The following is a 17,700-nucleotide window of genomic DNA, read 5'->3' as shown; positions in this document are numbered from 1 at the left end:
CCGACGATGACCGTTCACCAGCCCGAGCCCGTCGCGCCACCGCAGCCACCCTCACCGGTCTCGACCGGCGCGCCTGCGACCGATGCGCCTGCGACCGATGCGCCTGCGACCGACGGACCGACTCCGGACGGTCCGACCGTCGTCCGCACCGACGACGGGGCGAAGGACGGCCTGGTCAGGTGCGCGCGGTGCGGGGCGACCGAGATCTCGCTCAACGTCGCGACGGGGAACCTGCGCTGCGGGTTCTGCCGGTACGAGTGGGCGGATGCCGACACGCTCGTCGATCTCGGTCTCGACGGCGACATCGGTGCCCTGCGCGGTGTCGTGGGTGGGTCGGGCACGGCTGACATCGTCCCGTCGACCGACGAGGTCCTCACGTTCCGGTGCTCGGCGTGCGGGGCGGACGTCGTCGTCGACACCGCGCACGGCACCCAGGCGCGATGCCACTGGTGCCGCAACGTGCTCTCGGTCAACCAGCAGGTCCCGAACGGCGCGGTGCCCGACGTCGTGCTGCCGTTCCGGCTGCCCAAGGACGTGGCCGTCGCGCACATCCGTGAGTTCGTCGGCAAGCGGCAGTTCTACGCCCACCAGACGTTCCGTGCGGAGTTCAGCCCGGAGACCGTCGTCGGCGTCTACATGCCGTACCTCGTCGCGGACCTCAACGCCGAGGCGCGCCTGGCCGGGCAGGGTGAGCGCCTGGTGCGGTCGTACACGGTCAAGGTCAAGGGCGCCGACGGCGAGGAGCGCGACGAGCGGCGCTACGACTTCGACCTCTACGACGTGGTGCGCGAGTTCGACCTGCACGTCGACGACCTGACGATCGAGTCGTCCGCAGATCGGCGGGACCACACCGCGGGTGCGAGGACGAACAACGTCATCAACGCGATCCTGCCGTTCGACGTCGAGAACGCGGTGCGCTACGACTCGAACTACCTCTCGGGCTTCACCGCCGAGCGCCGCGACACGGACGTCGACGACGTGCGTGGTCCGGCGCTGGTGCAGGCCAAGGAGATCGCCCGGTACCGGGCGTTGGACATGATCGACGCCTACGACCGCGGTGTCCGTTGGGACCAGCAGCGGCTCGACGTCGTGGGCGAGCGATGGGTCGCCGCCTACCTGCCGGTGTGGCTGTACTCGTACCACGAGGTCCGCAAGAACGGGAGCTCGCTCCTGCACTACGTCGCCGTCAACGGCAGGACGGGGGAGACCATGGGGTCCGTCCCGGTCAACCGTCGCCGGTTGTTCGCGGTGTCCGTCGTCGTCGAGGCCGTGGCGGCCGTGGCAGCCCTCTTCGTCATGATCGGGTTCTGATGCACGCGCTCGCGCTGGATGCGCTCACGGTCGTCGCGGAGTCCTCGTCCGGCGAGGAGGGGTTCGTGAAGCTCGTCGTCGTGGGCGCGCTCCTCCTCGCCGGCCCGCTCTTCTACTGGTTGACGTGGCGGCGATACCGCAACGCCGGCGAGCGGCACGACCACCGGAGGGAGACCCGGTCGGACGTGCGCGACGTCCGTGGCGCGGACACTCATGTGCGGCGGTACATCGGTCGGACGAACAGCTCGATGTCCGGCGCGAACCACCGGTCGTAGCCGTCGGACCAGGGACGCGAGCCCGCCCGCGATCGCGCGATACGTGCATCAGTCCCACGAGCTGACGCGGACGATCTGGTCGAAGAGCCCGGTCAACGGCTCCTCGAGCTCGCCCGCCGGTGCGCTGAAGGCCACCAGGACGAACCGCTTGGTCCCCGGGACGGTCATCCAGTACTCGACCGCCACGGTCGGGAGGTTCTCGTCGCTGTCCGGGTCGGCGACGACGTGCCGGCGTGTACGTCGGGCGACCTCCGAGGCTCCCGCGGTGAAGCGGTGCAGGGAGTCGGCGCCGCCGTCGGTGAGGTCCGCGAGGCCACGTTCGAGGATCGCCATGGTCGCGGAGGCACTGGTGCCGATCGCGGGAGTGAGCTGCTGCGCGGGGAGCGAGACCATCGCCGTGACCGGCAGCGGCACGCCCGGGACGATCGACAGGGCCACGTGGAACGCCTGGCCGTCACCACCGATGGCGTCGTCGAGCGCACCGAGGACGCGGCGTTCGAGCTCGATCCGTACGTTCGCACGGTCGTCGGCCGGGCCGACCTGCGCCGCCACGAGCCGACGGACCGAGGCGCGTGCCTCGGCGCGGTCGTGCAACGGGACCTGCCACCAGTTCCCTGGCAGTCGCAGGCGAAGCTGCGGGAGGGGAGCCGGCGGGGCGGGCTCCTGCCGCTCGGCCGGGGGCGTCGGGGTGGTGCTCATGGTGGGTCTGCCTCGTCTCGGGTACTGGCGCGCGGGCCGAGGAAGCTTCGGTGGTCGGCGGTCATGTGCCGACCCGCTGCCCGTCGAAGGTGATCAGGTCGGGGGCGTCGGCCGCGCTGCGCAACGGGAGAGGCACGCTGGTCATCGGCTCCTCTCCTGGGGTCTGGCACCGAAGCGCCGTACCAGCTCGGCCTCGGGAAAGGTCAGTCGTCTCCATGAGAAGAGCACGCCAGGGCCCAACGCGTGTTCCAGTGGTGAGACACGCATGGCCCGGCCGTCGCCCAGGCGGTCCTCGGGTCGCCGCTGATCGAGGACGATGTCGAGGTTGATGGCGTCGACATGGCGCGATGACGATCTCCACGCAGCCATGGCAGCTGCCTCGACGACCTCCGCGATCGTGCCGGGCTGTTCTGCGGCGAGCCGGGGCAGATAGATGCGCAGGTCGAGATCGGTGGTGAAGGGCGAGACCCGGGTCCGGCCGATCGACGCGGCGACGTAGGGGTTCGAGGCACGGGCGGCGACGGCGACGGCGTCGTCCGTGGGGTCCGTGCGATGACGCCGGGCACCACCGAGCAGGCGGAGAAGCTCTCGCGGATCGAGACTCATGTGTCGGACCGCTGGCCGTAGCGCTCCGCCAGGACATCTGACTGGACGGCCACCGAGGACCGGTTGGTGCCGTTCTCCAGGCCGAGGGCTTCGTCGATTCCCCTGTCTTCCATGGCGACGGCCCGGGAGTCTCCGATGCGGTCCCCGTCGGTGAACGGAGCGACGACGACGTCGAGGTTGATGTTCGACGGTGCGGACGGGGAGGTGTTCCAGGCCTGGTCGAGGGCGACGTCGATGGCTGCCAGGAGTGCCGCGTCGTCCTCCGCGCTGGTCGTGGGCATGGAGAGCCGGATGTCGAGGTCGTTCGCGAGGACGTCCGTGCGGTAGCGCACCATGGCGTCCTCGACGCCGGGGGCGTTGGCGACGATCGCCTCGCGGACGTCCTGGGCGTCCTTCTCCGAGGATCCCGAGCACGCGGTCAGGAGCAGGAGCGGGGCAAGCAGTATGGCGGCCGTGGTGCGACGTCGAGGATGAGGGCGCACTATTCGCTTCCTTCGTAGGTGTAGTAGGTCTCGCTGTCGCCGAAGAAGATCGACTGGTCCGCGCGAATCTTCTCGAAGGCGTCCTGGGTCGAGCCTGAGACGTAGCCGCCGTCGTGCAGCGAACCGTCGGAGAGGTGCTCGGCCGTGGTGGAGTACTTCCCGGCGTGGTGGCGCCCTGCGTCGAAGAACGGACTGGACGAGGGTGCGGAGGGACCGTCCCACGTGTCCGTCTCGACGGTGACCCAGCGGTCGTGCGGCGAGGGTGGTGCCTCGCCGTCCAGACGGTGGACCGGGTCGCCCCGGTGCTGGTAGGAGACGACCGAGACGCCCGACGGGATGTCCATCGCGTCGATCGGCGCGCCGGCAACGACGATCGCCTCGATGTTGTACGGGAGGTCCGGGTCGGCGGCGAACTTGCCCGCGAGGATCCCGCCCTGGCTGAAGCCCACCATCATGACGTGGTCCTGGGGTCCGATGCCTGCCTTCTCCATGGCCTGCAGGACCATTCGTTCGTACGCGGCCTGCTGGTCGGGGGCGAGCATGAGGGTCAGGTTGGAACCCAGGTCGTTGGCGGCACCGGTGTCGCTGCCGAGCTCCCAGTCCTGCGTGCTCGGCGGGATCACGCGCCAGACGGGCAATCCGTCGGGGCCGGTGCCGACGCGGACGATCCGGACGGCCGTGCTGTCGGCTCCGCCGAGCAGGTCCACGTCCTCGGCGTCCTTGAAGGCCTGGGTATACGGGTCCCCCGAGGGGGACTCGACCGTGACGCCCGTGAACCGCATCTCGGGCGTCTCGCTGGCGACCTCGGCCCACAGCGCCGGCACGAGGATCGGCGCGAGCCCCTTGAGCAGGATCATCGTGGCGCCGATCCCGGCGTCGAGGACCTGGTCCCAGGTGACCCACCCCAGGAGCGCGGGGATCGAGTACACCACGAACGAGAAGGCGACGAGCGCGATCGCCAGGACGATGACCACGACGTCGGAGAGCCATTGGAGCACCTGCTCCAGGACGTCCGCGAGCCACTGGTCGACCATCGCGAGGAAGTCCCCGACGGGGGCGAAGAACGCTCCGACCTTGTCCCCGAAGCTGTCGTCGAGCTGGTCCAGCACCGGTCGGATCGCGTCTGCCGCCCGCAGGGCAGCCGCGTCCTTCGCGTCCTCGGCGTCCCGGAACCGGCGTAGCGCGACGTCGAGCGCCTCCTCGTGGTCCCGCACGAGCGCGCCCGCCCGGCGCAGCTCGTGGTGCGCGTCGTCCATGGAGGTGTCCGACGCCCCGGACGCGGCCGCCAGGTAGACGTCTTGCTCGGCCTGGTCCTGCCGGGTGTACAGGGACCAGAGCTGGTTGCGCTCGTCGTCGACCACGGTGAGCGCGGTCCGCGCCTCGGCCTGGGCGTCCGCGAGCGCGACGGCGTACACCTTGATCGCGTTCGCGGTGGTCTCGTAGCGGGGGATCACGTCCTCGACGGCGCCGGACACGTCCAGCGTCCGTTCGTGCAGGGCGTCGGCCGCCCTGCCGAAGGACTCGGTGCGGTTCGAGAGGTCCGCGAGACCGCGGCTGACCTCCCTGATCTGGTCCGCGACCGAGAGGTAGTGGGTACCGGCCTGCTCGAGCTGGTCGGGCTCGCCGCTGAGAGGTTCGAGGTAGGGGACCGCGGAGGCGTGCACCATGTCAGAGCTCCACGTTCCGGAGCTGTGCGGCCGTGGCTTCGTCGAGCTCGCGGAACGTGTCGCAGACGGCTTGCGTCGCGTCCGCGACGGCCTGGATCTCCTCGCTGAGCCTCTCGCGCCGGATGTTCCACGCGCTCGCGAAGTCGTCGATCGTGCTGCCGAGGCGTCGGTGGCCGGCGGCGTCGGCGAGCCCGCGGTTGAACTCCTCGGCAGCGAGGAACTCGGTGCGCAGGGCGCGCAGGCCGGTTGCGGCGTCGGCCATCGCATCGAGGTCGAGCTTCAGGTCAGGCACGTGTCTCTCCTCGGTGCAGGTTCCAGGTGGACGATAACGGAGAAGTGCGTCGTCGCCCATGGGGAGACCTCCCCATGGGCGACGGCCGGTGCGTGGCGTCGGGCCCGCCCTGCTCACGCCCGCTACCGTGGGGCGATGAGACTGGGAGTGCTCGACATCGGTTCCAACACGGTCCACATGCTCGTCGTGGACGCCGAGCGGGGTGCGCGTCCGGACCCGGCGGCGTCGGGCAGGTCGGTGGTCCGTCTCATGCGCTACCTGCAGCCCGACGGTTCGATCTCGGCGGAGGGTGTCGATGCCCTCCTGGATGCGGCTGACAAGGCGGCGGCCCTGGCCCGTGAGTACGAGGTCGAGGAGTCGTTGGCGCTCGCGACGTCGGCCCTGCGCGAGGCGAGCAACGGCGCCGAGGTGCTGGCCGCGATCGAGGAGCGCGTGGGCGTGCCGATCGAGGTCCTCTCGGGGCCTGAGGAGGCGCGGCTGACGTTCCTCGCCGCGCGCCGTTGGCACGGGTGGGCGTCGGGGCGGCTCATGGTGCTCGACATCGGTGGTGGTTCGCTCGAGATCGCGTCGGGTCTCGACGAGGAGCCCGACGTCGCGGTCTCGGTGCCGCTCGGTGCGGGACGCATGACGATCGAGTTCCTGCCGGACGACCCGCCGTCGGCCAGGCAGGTCGCGGCGCTCCGGGCTCACGTGCGGGGGGTGCTGGCGGGGGCGCTCAGCGAGGTCAAGCGGCTGCCGCGCCCGGACCACGTGGTCGCGACGTCCAAGACCTTCCGGTCGCTCGCGCGGCTCGCGGGCATGAAGGTCGCGGTCGTGGGGCCGGAGGAGCGGTGGCGCATGGAGCGCTCGCAGCTCTCCGACTGGGTTCCGCGCCTCGCGCGCATCCCGGCGACGGGCCGCACGGAGCTGCCGGGCATCACAGCCGAGAGGACGTATCAGATCGTGGCCGGTGGCGTGGTCGCGGAGGAGACCATGAAGGCGCTCAAGGTCGCTGAGGTGGAGATCTGCCCGTGGGCCTTGCGGGAGGGCGCGATCCTGCGTCGTCTCGACCAGATCTGACCCCGCCCGGCTCGCGCGGAGCACGACACCACCCGAGAAGCCCTTCCCGGCCCGACGCGGCCCTGCTACCTTGTGTCGCATGGTACCTACCGAGGACATGATCCTCACCCATCTCCGGCGGGGGGCGATCGAGTACTGCGTGCTCGCCCTCCTGGCCGACGACGAGTGGTACGGGCTGGACATCGCCCGCCGCCTGTCCGGCGACGGCGTCCTCCTGAGCGGCGAGGGCACGCTCTACCCGCTCCTCGCGCGGCTGCGCAAGGGCGGGCTCGTGGAGACGCACTGGCGGGAGTCCGACGCCGGACCACCCCGCCGCTACTACGCGCTGACCCCTGAGGGACGCGCGGCCCTCGAGACCTTCGCCCGCACGTGGGCGCCCTTCCGCGATGCCGTCGACTCGACCCTGGGGAGCCACCGATGAACGACACGACCGACGCGATCACCACCTACCTCGACGACCTCGGTCGGATGCTCACGCACCTCGACCCGGCCGAGCGTGCCGACGTCCTGGGCGGTGTGCGTGAGCACGTCGACGCGAGCCTGGCCGAGCTGGGGCACGCGCCCAACGACCAGGAGGTCGCGACGATCCTGGCGTCGCTGGGGGCTCCTGAGGACGTCGCGCGGGTCGCGTCCGGGACCACCGGGGTCCCGCTGCCCGACGGCGGAGCCACCTCCCGCCCGTCCCTCACCGCCGCGTGGGTCGCCCCGGTCGTGTTCGGGCTCGCGATCGCGGGCATCGTCGGTGCGCCGCTGCTCATCCCCGGCGTCCTGTGGCTGGCCGCCGCGGTCCTGCTGGGATCCTCGCCGCTGTGGACCGCGAACGAGAAGGTCTGGGGGATCGTCTCGGGCTTCGCCGCGGGTGCCGCCTGGCTCGGGATCACGGGCATGATGCTGCTGCCGTCCACGACCTGCACGTCGGTCAGCTCCCTGTCCGCGGTGGAGGCCTCGGGCGCGCTCGCGGCCGAGGGTGAGGGCGGTTTCCACGCGCCGACGACCGGGGACTTCACGACCACGTGCGAGGCCGCGGGCGCGAACGTCGGCGGGATCGTCGTGGCCGTCCTGCTCGGGGCGGTCATCCTGGGCGGCCTCGTGGTCCAGGCGCTCCTTCTGCGCCGGGGACTCGCGCGGTCGGCAGCGGGCCGGACCGCGGGCGCCTGAGCCCGCCCCGCCTCGCGTGACACGCCCCGGCCACGGACTGACGGGACACGTCCGCGCAGGGTGGGCGGCGCCGTCGGGCAGGGGGCGAGGCGGTCCGGGGCGTCAGACGCCCCGGACCGCCTCCACGTCCCCCGCGGCGATCGCGTCCACGAGGGCCCGGTGGTCCAGGGCGTTCTGGTCCGCGTAGCGCGTCGCGAACTCGGCGAACGAGCGGTCCGCGACGTCGCCCTTGCCGAGGTACGCGCTGATCGCGAGCGCGTCGCCCGAGCGGGCGTGGCCGCGCGCGAGGACCCACGCACACATCTGCGCGTACGCGGCCATGGCGACCGGGAGCATGGTCTCGAGGTCGGCCGAGACCTTCCAGTCCCAGAGCTGGCGGAAGTAGTAGTCGTGCCGTCGGTCGTCGGCGCCGTGCACGGTGTTCCAGCCGAGCAGGGCGTCGCTCGTCGCCTGCAGGAGCCGCTGCCCCTCGACCACGCGCCGCCCGTTCTCGGGGTAGGGGCTCGCCGAGGTGTACGGCTCGAGCACCGACGGCTCGGCCTCCTTGACCTGCAGGAACAGGGGGTCGTCGTTGTCCCGGCCCACGAGCAGCGCGACCCAGCAGCGCGTCCCGACGCTCCCGACCCCGACCACGCGCCGCGCCAGGTCGACGAGGCGGTAGCGCTCGAGCAGGATGCGGCGGGCGCCGGTGAGCGAGTCGCCGTACGCCGCGAGGGCCGTGGTCACGACGCCCAGGAGGCGCGCCCGCTCGTCCGCGCTGAAGAGGTCGCGGACGGGCACGAGCAGGGGCGGGTTGCTCTGGAAGCGCAGCTCGCCGTCGTCGTGGAGGACCGTGAGGCGACGGCGTGCCTTCTGCCGGTCCTTCGTGCGCGCCTTCCGCAGGGCCCTGCGGAGGTTGTCCATGACGGCGGGCGGGACCGAGCCGCGCCACCTGTCGACGATCTCGTCGCCGCGGAGCTGCACGTGCCACAGGTCGAGGTGCCCCAGGTCGGCGAACGTCCGCAGGGTCTCGCGGTAGGCGCGCCCCGCCCCCAGCACGATCCGCTCGCGCTCGTGGTGCGACATGCCTCGGTGCCGGCCCGCGATCTCGAGGCTCGCGACGAGGCGTTGCACGTCCCACTCGAAGGGTCCGCGGTGCGTCTCGTCGAAGTCGTTGACGTCGAACACGAGCGAGCGCTCGGGGGACGCGAAGCCCCCGAAGTTCGCGAGGTGCGCGTCACCGCAGAGCTGGACGGTCAGCCCCGTCCTGGGCCCGGTGCCGAGGTCGGCCGCCATGACGGCCGCGGCACCGCGGTAGAACGTGAACGGCGTGGCGGCCATGCGGCCCATGCGCAGCGGGACGAGCTCGGGGACGCGGCTCGCGTTCTGGGCCTGGAGGATCGCGACGGGGTCGCGGCGGTCGGCGGCGGGACCCCACGAGGCGGTCGCGCGGCGGTGCAGGAGGGCGCGTGCGGCGCGCCCCTCCTCCTTGCGCTGTTCGGGGGGAGGCGTCCCGCGCAGGGGTGGGCGGCCGTCGGGCCGGGTGGGGGGCAGGGTCGGGGCCTGGTCCGTCGCGTGCTGGGGCATCGTCGCTCCTCGGGTCCGGGGCGTGCGGGCGCCCTCGCTCATCATGGCGCGTGCGGTCACCGTGGGCGCGGCGGAGCGTCACCGTGGGTGCCTGCGGGCGTCACCGTCGGCGGACAGTTCGGTCACCTTCGGCGGACGTGTCACCGGGAGCGCTCCCAACCCTCTCTCTGTGGTAGCGCTGCTCCGCGCTCCCCACCGTCCGAGAGGGACTTCCATGACTGCCCACGAGACCACGCAGGACGTCGTGCTCGCCGCGCTCGCACAGGGCGTGACCGGCCGGGTCCTCGCCGGCACCGACCCCGACGCCAGGCTCTCCGGCATGAACGTCGCCGTCGAGCACCGGCCCGACTACGTCGTCCACGCCACGTCCGCCGACGACGTCCAGGCGACCGTGCGCACCGCCCAGCGCTTCGGGCTGCCCGTCACCGTGTTCAGCACAGGACACGGGTTCGCCCGCGGGATCGAGGGCGGAATCGCCGTGAGCACCGCCGGCCTGACCGGCGTCGAGGTCGACCAGCCCGCACGCACGGCCCGCATCGCCGCCGGTTCCCGGTGGAAGGACGTGCTCGACGTCGTCACGCCCCTCGGGCTCGCGGCCGTCACCGGGTCCTCGCCCGACGTGGGAGCCGTCGGCTTCCTCCTCGGCGGCGGGATCGGCCCCCTCGCGCGCGAGGTCGGCTTCGGGTCGAGCTACCTCGTCGCCGCCGACGTCGTCACGGGCGACGGCACCCTGCTCCACGTCGACGACGAGCACCACCCGGAGATCCTGCGGGCGCTGCGCGGCGGCAAGTGGGGCCTGGGCGTCGTCACCTCGGTGACCGTCCGGCTGCTGAACCTCGAGAAGGTGACAGGCGGGAACTTCTTCGCCCTCGGGGACGACGCCGCGACGCTCTTCCGGGCCTACGCGGAGTGGGTCCCGAGCGCGCCGTCCGACATCACGACCTCGATCGCTCTGCTACGCCTGCCACCGCTCGAGTTCCTGCCCGAGCCCCTGCGCGGCCAGTACGTCGCGAACGTCCGCGTGGCCTCGACCCGGCCGTTGGCCGAGGTCGAGAGCGCCATCGCCCCCCTGCGGACCACGGTCCCGATCCTCATGGACACGATCGCCGAGATCCCCTACGCGGCGATCGGGGGAGTGCACGCCGACCCGACCGAGCCCATGCCGTTCATCGACGGGTCGACCCTGCTGCACACGTTCGAGCCGCAGACCGCCGAGGCGGTGCTCGCGGTCGCAGGACCGCAGACGCAGACCCCGCTCATGATGACCGAGATCCGCCACCTCGGCGGGGCGCTCGCCGACGGCACGAACGGCCCCGACTCGGTGACGGGACGAGACGCCGCGTTCGCGCTCTTCACGATCGGCCTGCCCGTCCCCGAGCTGTTCGAGACCGCCGTGCCCGCGGCGATCAACGGCCTCCTCGAAGCGACGCAGCCCTGGTCGCTCGGTCGCACCCAGGCCAACTTCGCCGGCACGATCAGCCAGGCGGCGCCGGTCGACCTGTGGTCGCCCGCCGACCAGGCGCACCTCGCGACCGTGCGTCGCGAGATCGACCCCGACGGGAGGTTCGCGTTGCCGGCCTGAGCGGCCCGGCCAGCCGCCGGTGCCGAGGGAGCACCGTGCTCCCTCGGCACCGCGGAGCGGAACCGTCAGGGTCAGACCGACCAGCGGACCTCGCTGGGTCGCGACTCGTTCCACAGGCGGTCGAGCGCGGTGACGACGTAGGTGTACTTCTTGCCGCGCAGCGCGGTCTCGTCGAGGTAGTCCTGCAGGATCCGCCCCTCGGCGCGCTGCGTCGCGACGAGGTGCGCGGGGTTCTCGACGTCGACCTTCTTGACCCAGCCGTCGACGCGGTAGATCGCGAACGACGTCGCGGGGAAGCGGCGTCCGCCGGCGTCGGTCCAGTGGACGCGGACGCCGTCGTCGCGCCATCCGGCCCACGCGAGGACCGGGGTGCGCAGCGGCTGCGCGGGCAGCTTCGGGGAGGCGGGCACGAGTGCCGGGTGCCGGTAGTGGTCCTCGAGCACGCGGCTCATGGAGCCCTGCGGGTCGGCGGGGACGTGCTTGGCCGAGAAGTAGACGTTGCCGAGCACGGGCCCGACCTCGGCGTCGACCTGCTGGCTGAACGTCAGGTGGTTCGACATCTCGGCCGGGTCGGTGAAGACCCCCGAGGTGACCTTGTAGAGCGCCTCGCCGATGAAGAGCTGTGTGCCGGACTGGGCCGCGACCTCGGCCCACCAGGGCACGAGCTTCGCGTAGTCCGCGACGGCGAGCCCGATCTGCCAGTAGATCTGCGGGTTGATGTAGTCGAGCCACCCCTCGGTGACCCACTTGCGCGTGTCGGCGAACTGCATGTCGTACGACTGCGAGCCGTTGGTCGCCGAGCCGCGCGGGTCGGTCGAGGCGTTGCGCCAGATCCCGAACGGGCTGATCCCGAACTTGACCCACGGCTTGACCTGCTTGATGCGCTGCGAGATGGACTGCACGAACGTGTCGACGTTGTGGCGGCGCCACTCCTCGACGGTCGCGAAGCCCGCGCCGTGCGTCGCGTAGGTGTGTGCGTCGGGGATGGTCTGGCCTGCGACCGCGTAGGGGTAGAAGTAGTCGTCGAAGTGCACGCCGTCGAGGTCGTAGTTCTCGACCGAGTGCAGGATCGCGCGCTGGATGTGCTCCTGCGCCTCGGGCAGGCCGGGGTCGAAGTAGAGCTTGCCTCCGTACGCCCACACCCAGTCGGGGTGCTGGCGGGCGGGGTGCTCGGGCACGAGCTGGGCGGGGTCGGCCTGCATCGAGACGCGGTACGGGTTGTACCAGGCGTGGATCTCGATGTTGCGCTTGTGCGACTCCTCGACGACGAACGCGAGCGGGTCGTAGCCGGGGTCCTTGCCCTGGGTGCCCGTGAGGTACTGCGACCACGGCTCGTAGGGGCTGGGCCAGAACGCGTCGGCCGTGGGCCGGACCTGCACGAACACGGCGTTGAGCCGGTACTGCTCGGCGACGTCGAGCCAGTGCAGGTACTCGGCCTTCTGCTGCTCGGCGCTCAGCCCGGCGGCCGAGGGCCAGTCGATGTTGACGACGCTCGAGATCCACATCGCGCGCAGCTCGCGCTTGCGCGGCGCAGGGCCCGACGGCGTCGCTCCCGTCGCCGGGGCGGGTGCGGTCGCGGCCGCGGCGGGGGAGAGCGAGCCGATCGTCACGCTCAGCGTGCTGGCCGCGATGCCGGCGGTCGCGAGCGTGAGGAAGCCGCGGCGACCGAGGCCGGTGGTCTCGGGCGAGGGGGTGGTGGGAGCGGGGGCGACCGCGGTGGGGTCGTTCGGGTGGTGCGTCATGTCCATGCCTCCGTTGGTACGGGTCCGATGCATGGAAGAGAATTTCACACTTCTTTCCATTTGTGAAGGATTCCGCCATGGTCGCTGTCGCTGTCGCTGTCGCTGTCGCTGTCGCTGTCGCTGTCGCTGTCGCTGTCGCTGTCGCTGTCGCGAGTGCGAGTGCGAGTGCACGTGCGGTCCGGACAGTCGAGCGGCGGCGGGCGCCTGTCCGTGCGGGCGGGTCCGGGCGGGCCGTAGGAGGGCGGTGTGAAATACGACGCTTGCCCCGCTTTGGGAATTCCAGTAGGTTTCCGATCTGCCGGACATCTCCAAGGGGGGGAGGCGGCAGAGGGGATTCGCAATGCTGCGAAAGCTGATGGTGCTCGCCACCGCCACCGTCCTGGGTCTGGGGGGAATGCTGGTGACGGCAGCCCCGGCGTCGGCGTGGCAGGACAGCAAGCCGTTGAACACGCCTTACGGGAAACTCACCGCTGATGTCTGGTACGACGGAGGGGCCACGACCGGTGGCGCTCGCAAGTGGGACTACCAGGTCACCGCCAAGGTTGCGGGAACCCAGTCCGTCGCGCAGATCAAGGCCACGTGGACCGGTGGCGCGAGCATGCGCAATTCGGCGAACTTCTCCGTCTCCGCGGGCGCCGACTCGGTCGGTGTCGGTGGCGGTTCGAGCTGGCAGTACGTGAGCCAGACGAAGTACTGGTCCAACACGAACGGGGCGCGCACCGCCTCGTACCGCTCCAACATGGTCGCCATGCCTGCCGCCGACTACCGCTTCGGGACCGTGAGTCTGTCGAACACGGCCTTCGTGAAGTTCAAGGGCGACGCGCGCAACTGGCAGATCGCGGCGGCTGCCTGATCGTCGGGTGATCGGTCGGGCCGGGGTGTCGCACCCCGGCCCGACCGGTTGTCGAGTGGTCAAGAACATCGGGATGGGGGCTTGGTTGCCTAGAATTCTCCGCGCTGCGTGGGTGATTCCCGGCGTGATTCTGTTGGCAGGGTGCAGCGCGTCGGAGCAGGCCGCCCCTCAGCCAGAGGCAGTGGTCGATCTTCCCTCTTCGCTCACAGACGGAGAGGTCTTCCTTCTCGACCGATACAAGAACAAGCTGGTCGTCTTCGACGCCGAACTCGGTGTGGTCGAGGAGGACGAGCGCGAGCAGAGCTTCGGGTACGCCTTCCCGACGAGGGACAGCGACCTCATGACTGTCGGCAGCAGCCTCGGCGGAGACTTCGAGATCGTTCGCCGGACGGACACCGAGCTGAGATCGGTGCTGACGGTCGCTGACCGGGGTGTCTTCCCGTTGGCGACGGACGGGGCCGACGAGTACTTCCTCATCAACGACTACGGCCCGGACGGCGCGGTCGAGGACTCGACGGTGGCGGTGCTCCGTGACGCTGAGCTGCGCGAGCTGCCGCAGATCACCGGGAACGTCGCGGGAGGCGCGCTCGTCGATGGTCTGTTGTGGTTCACCTCGTACGACGAGCCGAGCGACTCCTTCACGCTCAGTTCCGTCCTGCCGAGCGACGAGACCGCCTCTCCTGTCGTGGTCTCGACCGGACTGGAGGACGGCGCCCTGTTCGCGACACAGGGGCGACTGATCGTCGACGGCGACTTCGGGCTAGGCCCCGACGCACCGGAGTGCGATCTCTACTGCTACGTCGACGAGGCCGCCGACCGCCTCTACGCCCTGCAGACCACCGCGGAGAACCTCGTGCTCGTCGCGGTCGACCTCGCCTCAGGTGAGCAACGCACCGTCGTCGAAGGCGACATCGTCGATTTCGCACCAGGACCTGACGGCCTGGTGGTCCACCTGCGGACGGGCAGCGTCACCCTCCCCGAGGAGAATCTCCCGTGATCGCGCTGGAACACGTCGGGATGGCCTTCGGTGGCCGGCGCGTGCTCGACGACGTCTGCTTCACGTTCGAACCCGGCGAGCCGTACGTGCTCCAGGCCCCGTCCGGGGCCGGCAAGTCCACTGTCCTCAACATCGCGGCGGGCTACGTCACGCCGACGTCAGGACGCGTGCTCGCCGGAGGACCGGTGGAGTACCTGATGCAGGACGAGCTGCTCTTCAGCGAGCTCACTGTCGGACAGAACCTGCGTGCGCGTTCCCTCGGGTTGCGTCCGGGTCGCGCAGGAGCGCGTGACTCGCAGGTCTCGGTCCACGACGCGCTGGCACGACTAGGGCTCGCGGGACGCGAGGATGATCGGGTGTCGTTCATGTCCGGGGGAGAACGACGCCGTGTCGAGCTCGCCGGGACGTTGTTGAGCGATCCTCGCGTCCTCCTGCTCGACGAGCCGGTGGCCCACCTGGATCCGGACAGCGCGCGCGACGTCTACGACGCGCTCTGGTCCCTGCGCGCAGGACGGACGATCGTCGTGGTCACGCACGAGCGGGACCTGTCGACGATCCGCGGCGGGTTTCGTCGTCTGACCATCAAGAACGCACGATTCGAGGAACCATGAAGCGCCCGGACCCGACGCTCACCCCCGTCGTCACCAAGGCCCGGGGGTACCTGCGTGTCTCGACGATGCTGCTCTCTGCGGTCCTCGTCCTGTGCGTGGCGGTCCTCCTCGTGCTGCAGCACCAGGCCGACGTCAAGCGCACCAACTTCGACGCGAACTCGAACCTGCACGTGATCTCTGTGACGCATCGGCTCCAGGGGCCTGCGCTGCAGACGCTCGTCCCGGCAGACGTCGAGGACGTGCGCTCGGTCGTCGTCGGAGCCGACGGGCTCCCCGGCACGACGACCGTCTCTCCCCGATGGGCGCTGGGGGCAGGACTCGTCGCAGGGGCCGACGAACCAGTCGCGCTCATCGGCATCGACCCGGAGGCGGGAGGGCTGATCGGGATCGACGGCATGAAGGATGGCTTCGGCTACTCGACCAACCCGTCGTCCGGGCCTCTCTTGGTGGCCATTCCCGTGGTCGCCGCAGAGGGCAGCGACGGCATGGTGAGCGACGAGCTCGTGGAGATGGAGCTCAAACCCGGGCACACGATCGACCCCCTCAAGGTGAAGTATCTGGAAGGCGGGCGGATCGACTCTCTCACCTACGTCACCTCGGACACCTATTGGCGTGTTGCCGAGACGATGTTCGACCGTGATCGCACCGCGATCGAGAGCGCCTACCAGTCGGGTGAGCTGCCCATGGTCCCGCTCGTCGAGGCGGTCTACGTCGACGTGCCGGAGCTGAACGACGTGAGGAGGGTCGCCGGGCTCCTCGAGGAGCGGGGGTACGCGGTGAGCTACGCCCTCCAGGCCTTCGACGAGATCGAGTCCGGCCTCGCTACACAGCGGCTCCTGGGGCTGGCCTTGGGGCTGGCCTTGATCGTCGGTGTCGGGTTGCACTTCGTCCTGAGCTGGCGCTCGTACATGTCCTTGAGCCGTCGGGACATCGGGACGCTGAAGCACTGGCAGATCTCTGAGCACGAGATCCGCCGGCTCTACTCCGGACGGCTCGCGCGGTCGTTGGTGACGCCGTTCCTTGTGGCGACGGCGGCGGCATGGCTGGGGTCGTTGCTTCTGTTCGGTGCCACCGCGGGCACGGTCAGGGCCTTGCTCAGCATGGCGGTCCTGCTGGTCGTGCTCTGCCTTCTCGGGGTGTTCGTGACCCTGTTCGTGATCCGCCCGTGGACCCGACGGGACGTCCTGACGCTCTTGCGGGCGAACCGCGAGTTCCAGTAGCGAGCGCCGGACGGCTGAGACGTGAGGGAGGCGCCCCCGATCCAGTCGGATCCGGGGGCGCCTCCTCACGTCTCAGCGCTGCTCGGAGCGGACTCATTCCAGGTAGTCGCCCACCAGGCGCTCCGCGATGCCCGTGTACGTGCCCGGGGTGAGGTCGACGAGGCGGCGCGTGACGTCGTCGGGCAGGCCGAGGCCCTGGACGAACTCCCGCATCTCCTCGCCCGTGAGGCGGTGTCCGCGCGTGAGGTCCTTGAGGCGCTCGTACGGGTTCTCCATGCCGGGGACGCCCGCGACCGAGGCCGCGCGCATGGCCGACTGGATGGGCTCGCCGAGCACCTCCCAGTTGGCGTCGAGGTCCGCGGCGAGCAGGTCCGCGTTGACCGCGAGGGCGCGCAGCCCGCGCGAGACGTTGTCCACCGCGAGCAGCGAGTGGCCGAACGCCGGGCCGATGTTGCGCTGCGTCGTCGAGTCCGTGAGGTCGCGCTGCAGGCGCGAGGTCACGAGCGTCGAGGCGAGCGTGTCGAGCAGCGCGCAGGAGATCTCGAGGTTCGCCTCGGCGTTCTCGAAGCGGATCGGGTTGACCTTGTGCGGCATGGTCGAGGACCCCGTCGCGCCCGGCACCGGGATCTGCTTGAAGAAGCCGAGCGAGATGTACGTCCACACGTCGGTGCTGAGGTTGTGGAGGATGCGGTTGAAGCGGGCCATGTCGCTGTAGAGCTCGGCCTGCCAGTCGTGCGACTCGATCTGCGTCGTCAGCGGGTTCCAGGTCAGCCCCAGCCCGGTGACGAACGACTTCGAGACCGCGGGCCAGTCGACTCCCGGGACGGCGACCGTGTGCGCGCCGTAGGTGCCCGTCGCGCCGTTGAGCTTGCCGAGGTACTCGGCGCCCTCGATGCGGCGCAGCTGGCGGCGCAGGCGGTGCGCGAGCACCGCGAGCTCCTTCCCGAGCGTCGACGGCGTCGCGGGCTGGCCGTGGGTGCGGCTCAGCAGCGGGACGGCCGCGTGCTCGCGGGCCATCTCGGCGAGCTGGTCCGCGAGGGCCGTCGCGGCGGGCAGCCACACGTCGCGCACCGCGCCCTGCACCATGAGCGCGTACGACAGGTTGTTGATGTCCTCGCTCGTGCACGCGAAGTGCACCAGCTCGCCCGCCGACGGCAGGACCGTGCCCTCGCCCAGCACGCCCGGCGCGGCCTCGAGGCGACGCTTGATGTAGTACTCGATCGCCTTGACGTCGTGCACCGTGACGCGCTCGATCTCGCCCAGCTCGGCGATGCCCGCGGCGTCGAAGTCGGTGACGATCGCGCGCAGGTACGCCTTCTCGGCGTCGCTCAGCGTGGGCGCGCCCGGGACCACGGGGCCCTCGGTGAGGGCGATGAGCCACTCGACCTCGACGTGGAGGCGCTCGCGGTTGAGCGCGGCCTCGCTCAGGTGGTCGACCAGGGGCGCGACGGCACCGCGGTAGCGCCCGTCGAGCGGGCCCAGGGCGATGGGAGGGGTGATGTCGGCGAGCGTGGCGCGCTGCGGGGTGGTCACAGGCGCGGCGGAGTCGGCGGAGTCCGTAGGCATGGCGCCATTCTCCC

At 70.9% G+C, this 17,700-nt stretch carries 18 protein-coding genes; 10 read left to right on the top strand and 8 right to left on the bottom strand.

What is annotated here, in order from left to right; translation table 11 throughout:
- The first annotated feature begins 6 nt into the window (after positions 1-6).
- A complete protein-coding gene (locus tag IE95_RS0103940; RefSeq protein WP_206053319.1) occupies positions 7-1,311 on the top strand; it encodes a TFIIB-type zinc ribbon-containing protein in 1,305 nt (434 codons plus the stop codon).
- Positions 1,311-1,586, top strand: a complete 276-nt coding sequence (locus IE95_RS18650) for a hypothetical protein (protein WP_036570831.1) — start codon at positions 1,311-1,313, stop codon at positions 1,584-1,586. The genes IE95_RS0103940 and IE95_RS18650 overlap by 1 nt, the downstream gene beginning before the upstream one ends.
- Positions 1,587-1,634: 48 nt before the next feature.
- Here the strand turns inward: IE95_RS18650 and IE95_RS19440 are convergent, their stop codons facing one another.
- The 5 genes from IE95_RS19440 to IE95_RS0103905 form a co-directional block, all read right to left on the bottom strand.
- Positions 1,635-2,285: a hypothetical protein gene (locus IE95_RS19440; RefSeq protein WP_051702692.1), complete on the bottom strand. Its 651-nt coding sequence runs from the start codon at positions 2,283-2,285 to the stop codon at positions 1,635-1,637.
- A 141-nt stretch (positions 2,286-2,426) separates the two neighbouring features.
- Positions 2,427-2,891 (bottom strand): hypothetical protein, encoded by a 465-nt coding sequence (locus IE95_RS0103920; RefSeq protein WP_030150325.1) that lies wholly within the window; start codon positions 2,889-2,891, stop codon positions 2,427-2,429.
- Positions 2,888-3,373, bottom strand: a complete 486-nt coding sequence (locus tag IE95_RS20325; RefSeq protein WP_030150324.1) for a hypothetical protein — start codon at positions 3,371-3,373, stop codon at positions 2,888-2,890. The genes IE95_RS0103920 and IE95_RS20325 overlap by 4 nt, the downstream gene beginning before the upstream one ends.
- Positions 3,373-5,040, bottom strand: a complete 1,668-nt coding sequence (locus tag IE95_RS0103910) for a hypothetical protein (RefSeq protein WP_030150323.1) — start codon at positions 5,038-5,040, stop codon at positions 3,373-3,375. The genes IE95_RS20325 and IE95_RS0103910 overlap by 1 nt, the downstream gene beginning before the upstream one ends.
- Before the next feature lies 1 nt (position 5,041).
- Positions 5,042-5,332 (bottom strand): hypothetical protein, encoded by a 291-nt coding sequence (locus IE95_RS0103905; RefSeq protein ID WP_030150322.1) that lies wholly within the window; start codon positions 5,330-5,332, stop codon positions 5,042-5,044.
- A 135-nt stretch (positions 5,333-5,467) separates the two neighbouring features.
- On the opposite strand from IE95_RS0103905, the gene IE95_RS0103900 reads away from it, so the two are divergent.
- The 3 genes from IE95_RS0103900 to IE95_RS0103890 all read left to right on the top strand — a co-directional run bounded on the left by IE95_RS0103900 (position 5,468) and on the right by IE95_RS0103890 (position 7,549).
- Entirely contained in the window at positions 5,468-6,391 is a 924-nt protein-coding gene (locus IE95_RS0103900) for a Ppx/GppA family phosphatase (protein WP_030150321.1), read from the top strand.
- Between the two features lie 79 nt (positions 6,392-6,470).
- Entirely contained in the window at positions 6,471-6,812 is a 342-nt protein-coding gene (locus IE95_RS0103895) for a PadR family transcriptional regulator (RefSeq protein ID WP_030150320.1), read from the top strand.
- Entirely contained in the window at positions 6,809-7,549 is a 741-nt protein-coding gene (locus IE95_RS0103890; protein ID WP_030150319.1) for an HAAS signaling domain-containing protein, read from the top strand. Before IE95_RS0103895 ends, IE95_RS0103890 begins: the two co-directional genes overlap by 4 nt.
- A gap of 102 nt (positions 7,550-7,651) precedes the next feature.
- Here the strand turns inward: IE95_RS0103890 and IE95_RS0103885 are convergent, their stop codons facing one another.
- Positions 7,652-9,115 carry a DUF2252 domain-containing protein gene (locus IE95_RS0103885; RefSeq protein ID WP_084689818.1) on the bottom strand — a complete coding sequence of 488 codons (1,464 nt, stop codon included), beginning with the start codon at positions 9,113-9,115 and terminating at the stop codon, positions 7,652-7,654.
- 214 nt (positions 9,116-9,329) lie between these two features.
- On the opposite strand from IE95_RS0103885, the gene IE95_RS0103880 reads away from it, so the two are divergent.
- Positions 9,330-10,697, top strand: coding sequence for an FAD-binding oxidoreductase (locus tag IE95_RS0103880; RefSeq protein ID WP_051702691.1), 1,368 nt, complete (start codon positions 9,330-9,332; stop codon positions 10,695-10,697).
- A 71-nt stretch (positions 10,698-10,768) separates the two neighbouring features.
- Here the strand turns inward: IE95_RS0103880 and IE95_RS0103875 are convergent, their stop codons facing one another.
- Entirely contained in the window at positions 10,769-12,445 is a 1,677-nt protein-coding gene (locus IE95_RS0103875) for a glycoside hydrolase family 10-like protein (protein ID WP_240666326.1), read from the bottom strand.
- A gap of 334 nt (positions 12,446-12,779) precedes the next feature.
- Between IE95_RS0103875 and IE95_RS0103865 the strand changes: the two genes are divergently transcribed.
- Genes IE95_RS0103865 through IE95_RS0103850 form a run of 4 tightly spaced genes read left to right on the top strand, consistent with a single transcriptional unit; the run spans position 12,780 to position 16,120 of the window.
- Positions 12,780-13,292: a hypothetical protein gene (locus IE95_RS0103865; RefSeq protein WP_036570826.1), complete on the top strand. Its 513-nt coding sequence runs from the start codon at positions 12,780-12,782 to the stop codon at positions 13,290-13,292.
- A 55-nt stretch (positions 13,293-13,347) separates the two neighbouring features.
- Positions 13,348-14,289, top strand: a complete 942-nt coding sequence (locus IE95_RS0103860) for a hypothetical protein (RefSeq protein WP_129429552.1) — start codon at positions 13,348-13,350, stop codon at positions 14,287-14,289.
- Positions 14,286-14,900, top strand: coding sequence for an ATP-binding cassette domain-containing protein (locus IE95_RS18635; protein WP_051702689.1), 615 nt, complete (start codon positions 14,286-14,288; stop codon positions 14,898-14,900). Before IE95_RS0103860 ends, IE95_RS18635 begins: the two co-directional genes overlap by 4 nt.
- Positions 14,897-16,120: a hypothetical protein gene (locus tag IE95_RS0103850; protein ID WP_030150312.1), complete on the top strand. Its 1,224-nt coding sequence runs from the start codon at positions 14,897-14,899 to the stop codon at positions 16,118-16,120. Before IE95_RS18635 ends, IE95_RS0103850 begins: the two co-directional genes overlap by 4 nt.
- 93 nt (positions 16,121-16,213) lie before the next feature.
- Here IE95_RS0103850 and purB read toward each other — a convergent pair whose 3' ends face one another.
- Positions 16,214-17,686 (bottom strand): adenylosuccinate lyase, encoded by a 1,473-nt coding sequence (gene purB / locus IE95_RS0103845; protein WP_051702688.1) that lies wholly within the window; start codon positions 17,684-17,686, stop codon positions 16,214-16,216.
- Positions 17,687-17,700: the final 14 nt, after the last annotated feature.

The organism is Oerskovia turbata, from assembly GCF_000718325.1.
Lineage (GTDB): Bacteria > Actinomycetota > Actinomycetes > Actinomycetales > Cellulomonadaceae > Oerskovia > Oerskovia turbata.
This window is presented reverse-complemented; position numbering and strand designations above follow the sequence as displayed.

Excerpts from the sequence above, each read along its gene's own strand:
- IE95_RS0103940 (WP_206053319.1), top strand. The coding sequence starts at position 7 with ATGACCGTTCACCAGCCCGAGCCCGTCGCGCCACCGCAGCCACCCTCA.
- IE95_RS18650 (WP_036570831.1), top strand. The coding sequence starts at position 1,311 with ATGCACGCGCTCGCGCTGGATGCGCTCACGGTCGTCGCGGAGTCCTCG.
- IE95_RS19440 (WP_051702692.1), bottom strand. The coding sequence starts at position 2,285 with ATGAGCACCACCCCGACGCCCCCGGCCGAGCGGCAGGAGCCCGCCCCG.
- IE95_RS0103920 (WP_030150325.1), bottom strand. The coding sequence starts at position 2,891 with ATGAGTCTCGATCCGCGAGAGCTTCTCCGCCTGCTCGGTGGTGCCCGG.
- IE95_RS0103910 (WP_030150323.1), bottom strand. The coding sequence starts at position 5,040 with ATGGTGCACGCCTCCGCGGTCCCCTACCTCGAACCTCTCAGCGGCGAG.
- IE95_RS0103900 (WP_030150321.1), top strand. The coding sequence starts at position 5,468 with ATGAGACTGGGAGTGCTCGACATCGGTTCCAACACGGTCCACATGCTC.
- IE95_RS0103895 (WP_030150320.1), top strand. The coding sequence starts at position 6,471 with ATGGTACCTACCGAGGACATGATCCTCACCCATCTCCGGCGGGGGGCG.
- IE95_RS0103890 (WP_030150319.1), top strand. The coding sequence starts at position 6,809 with ATGAACGACACGACCGACGCGATCACCACCTACCTCGACGACCTCGGT.
- IE95_RS0103885 (WP_084689818.1), bottom strand. The coding sequence starts at position 9,115 with ATGCCCCAGCACGCGACGGACCAGGCCCCGACCCTGCCCCCCACCCGG.
- IE95_RS0103880 (WP_051702691.1), top strand. The coding sequence starts at position 9,330 with ATGACTGCCCACGAGACCACGCAGGACGTCGTGCTCGCCGCGCTCGCA.
- IE95_RS0103875 (WP_240666326.1), bottom strand. The coding sequence starts at position 12,445 with ATGGACATGACGCACCACCCGAACGACCCCACCGCGGTCGCCCCCGCT.
- IE95_RS0103865 (WP_036570826.1), top strand. The coding sequence starts at position 12,780 with ATGCTGCGAAAGCTGATGGTGCTCGCCACCGCCACCGTCCTGGGTCTG.
- IE95_RS0103850 (WP_030150312.1), top strand. The coding sequence starts at position 14,897 with ATGAAGCGCCCGGACCCGACGCTCACCCCCGTCGTCACCAAGGCCCGG.
- purB (WP_051702688.1), bottom strand. The coding sequence starts at position 17,686 with ATGCCTACGGACTCCGCCGACTCCGCCGCGCCTGTGACCACCCCGCAG.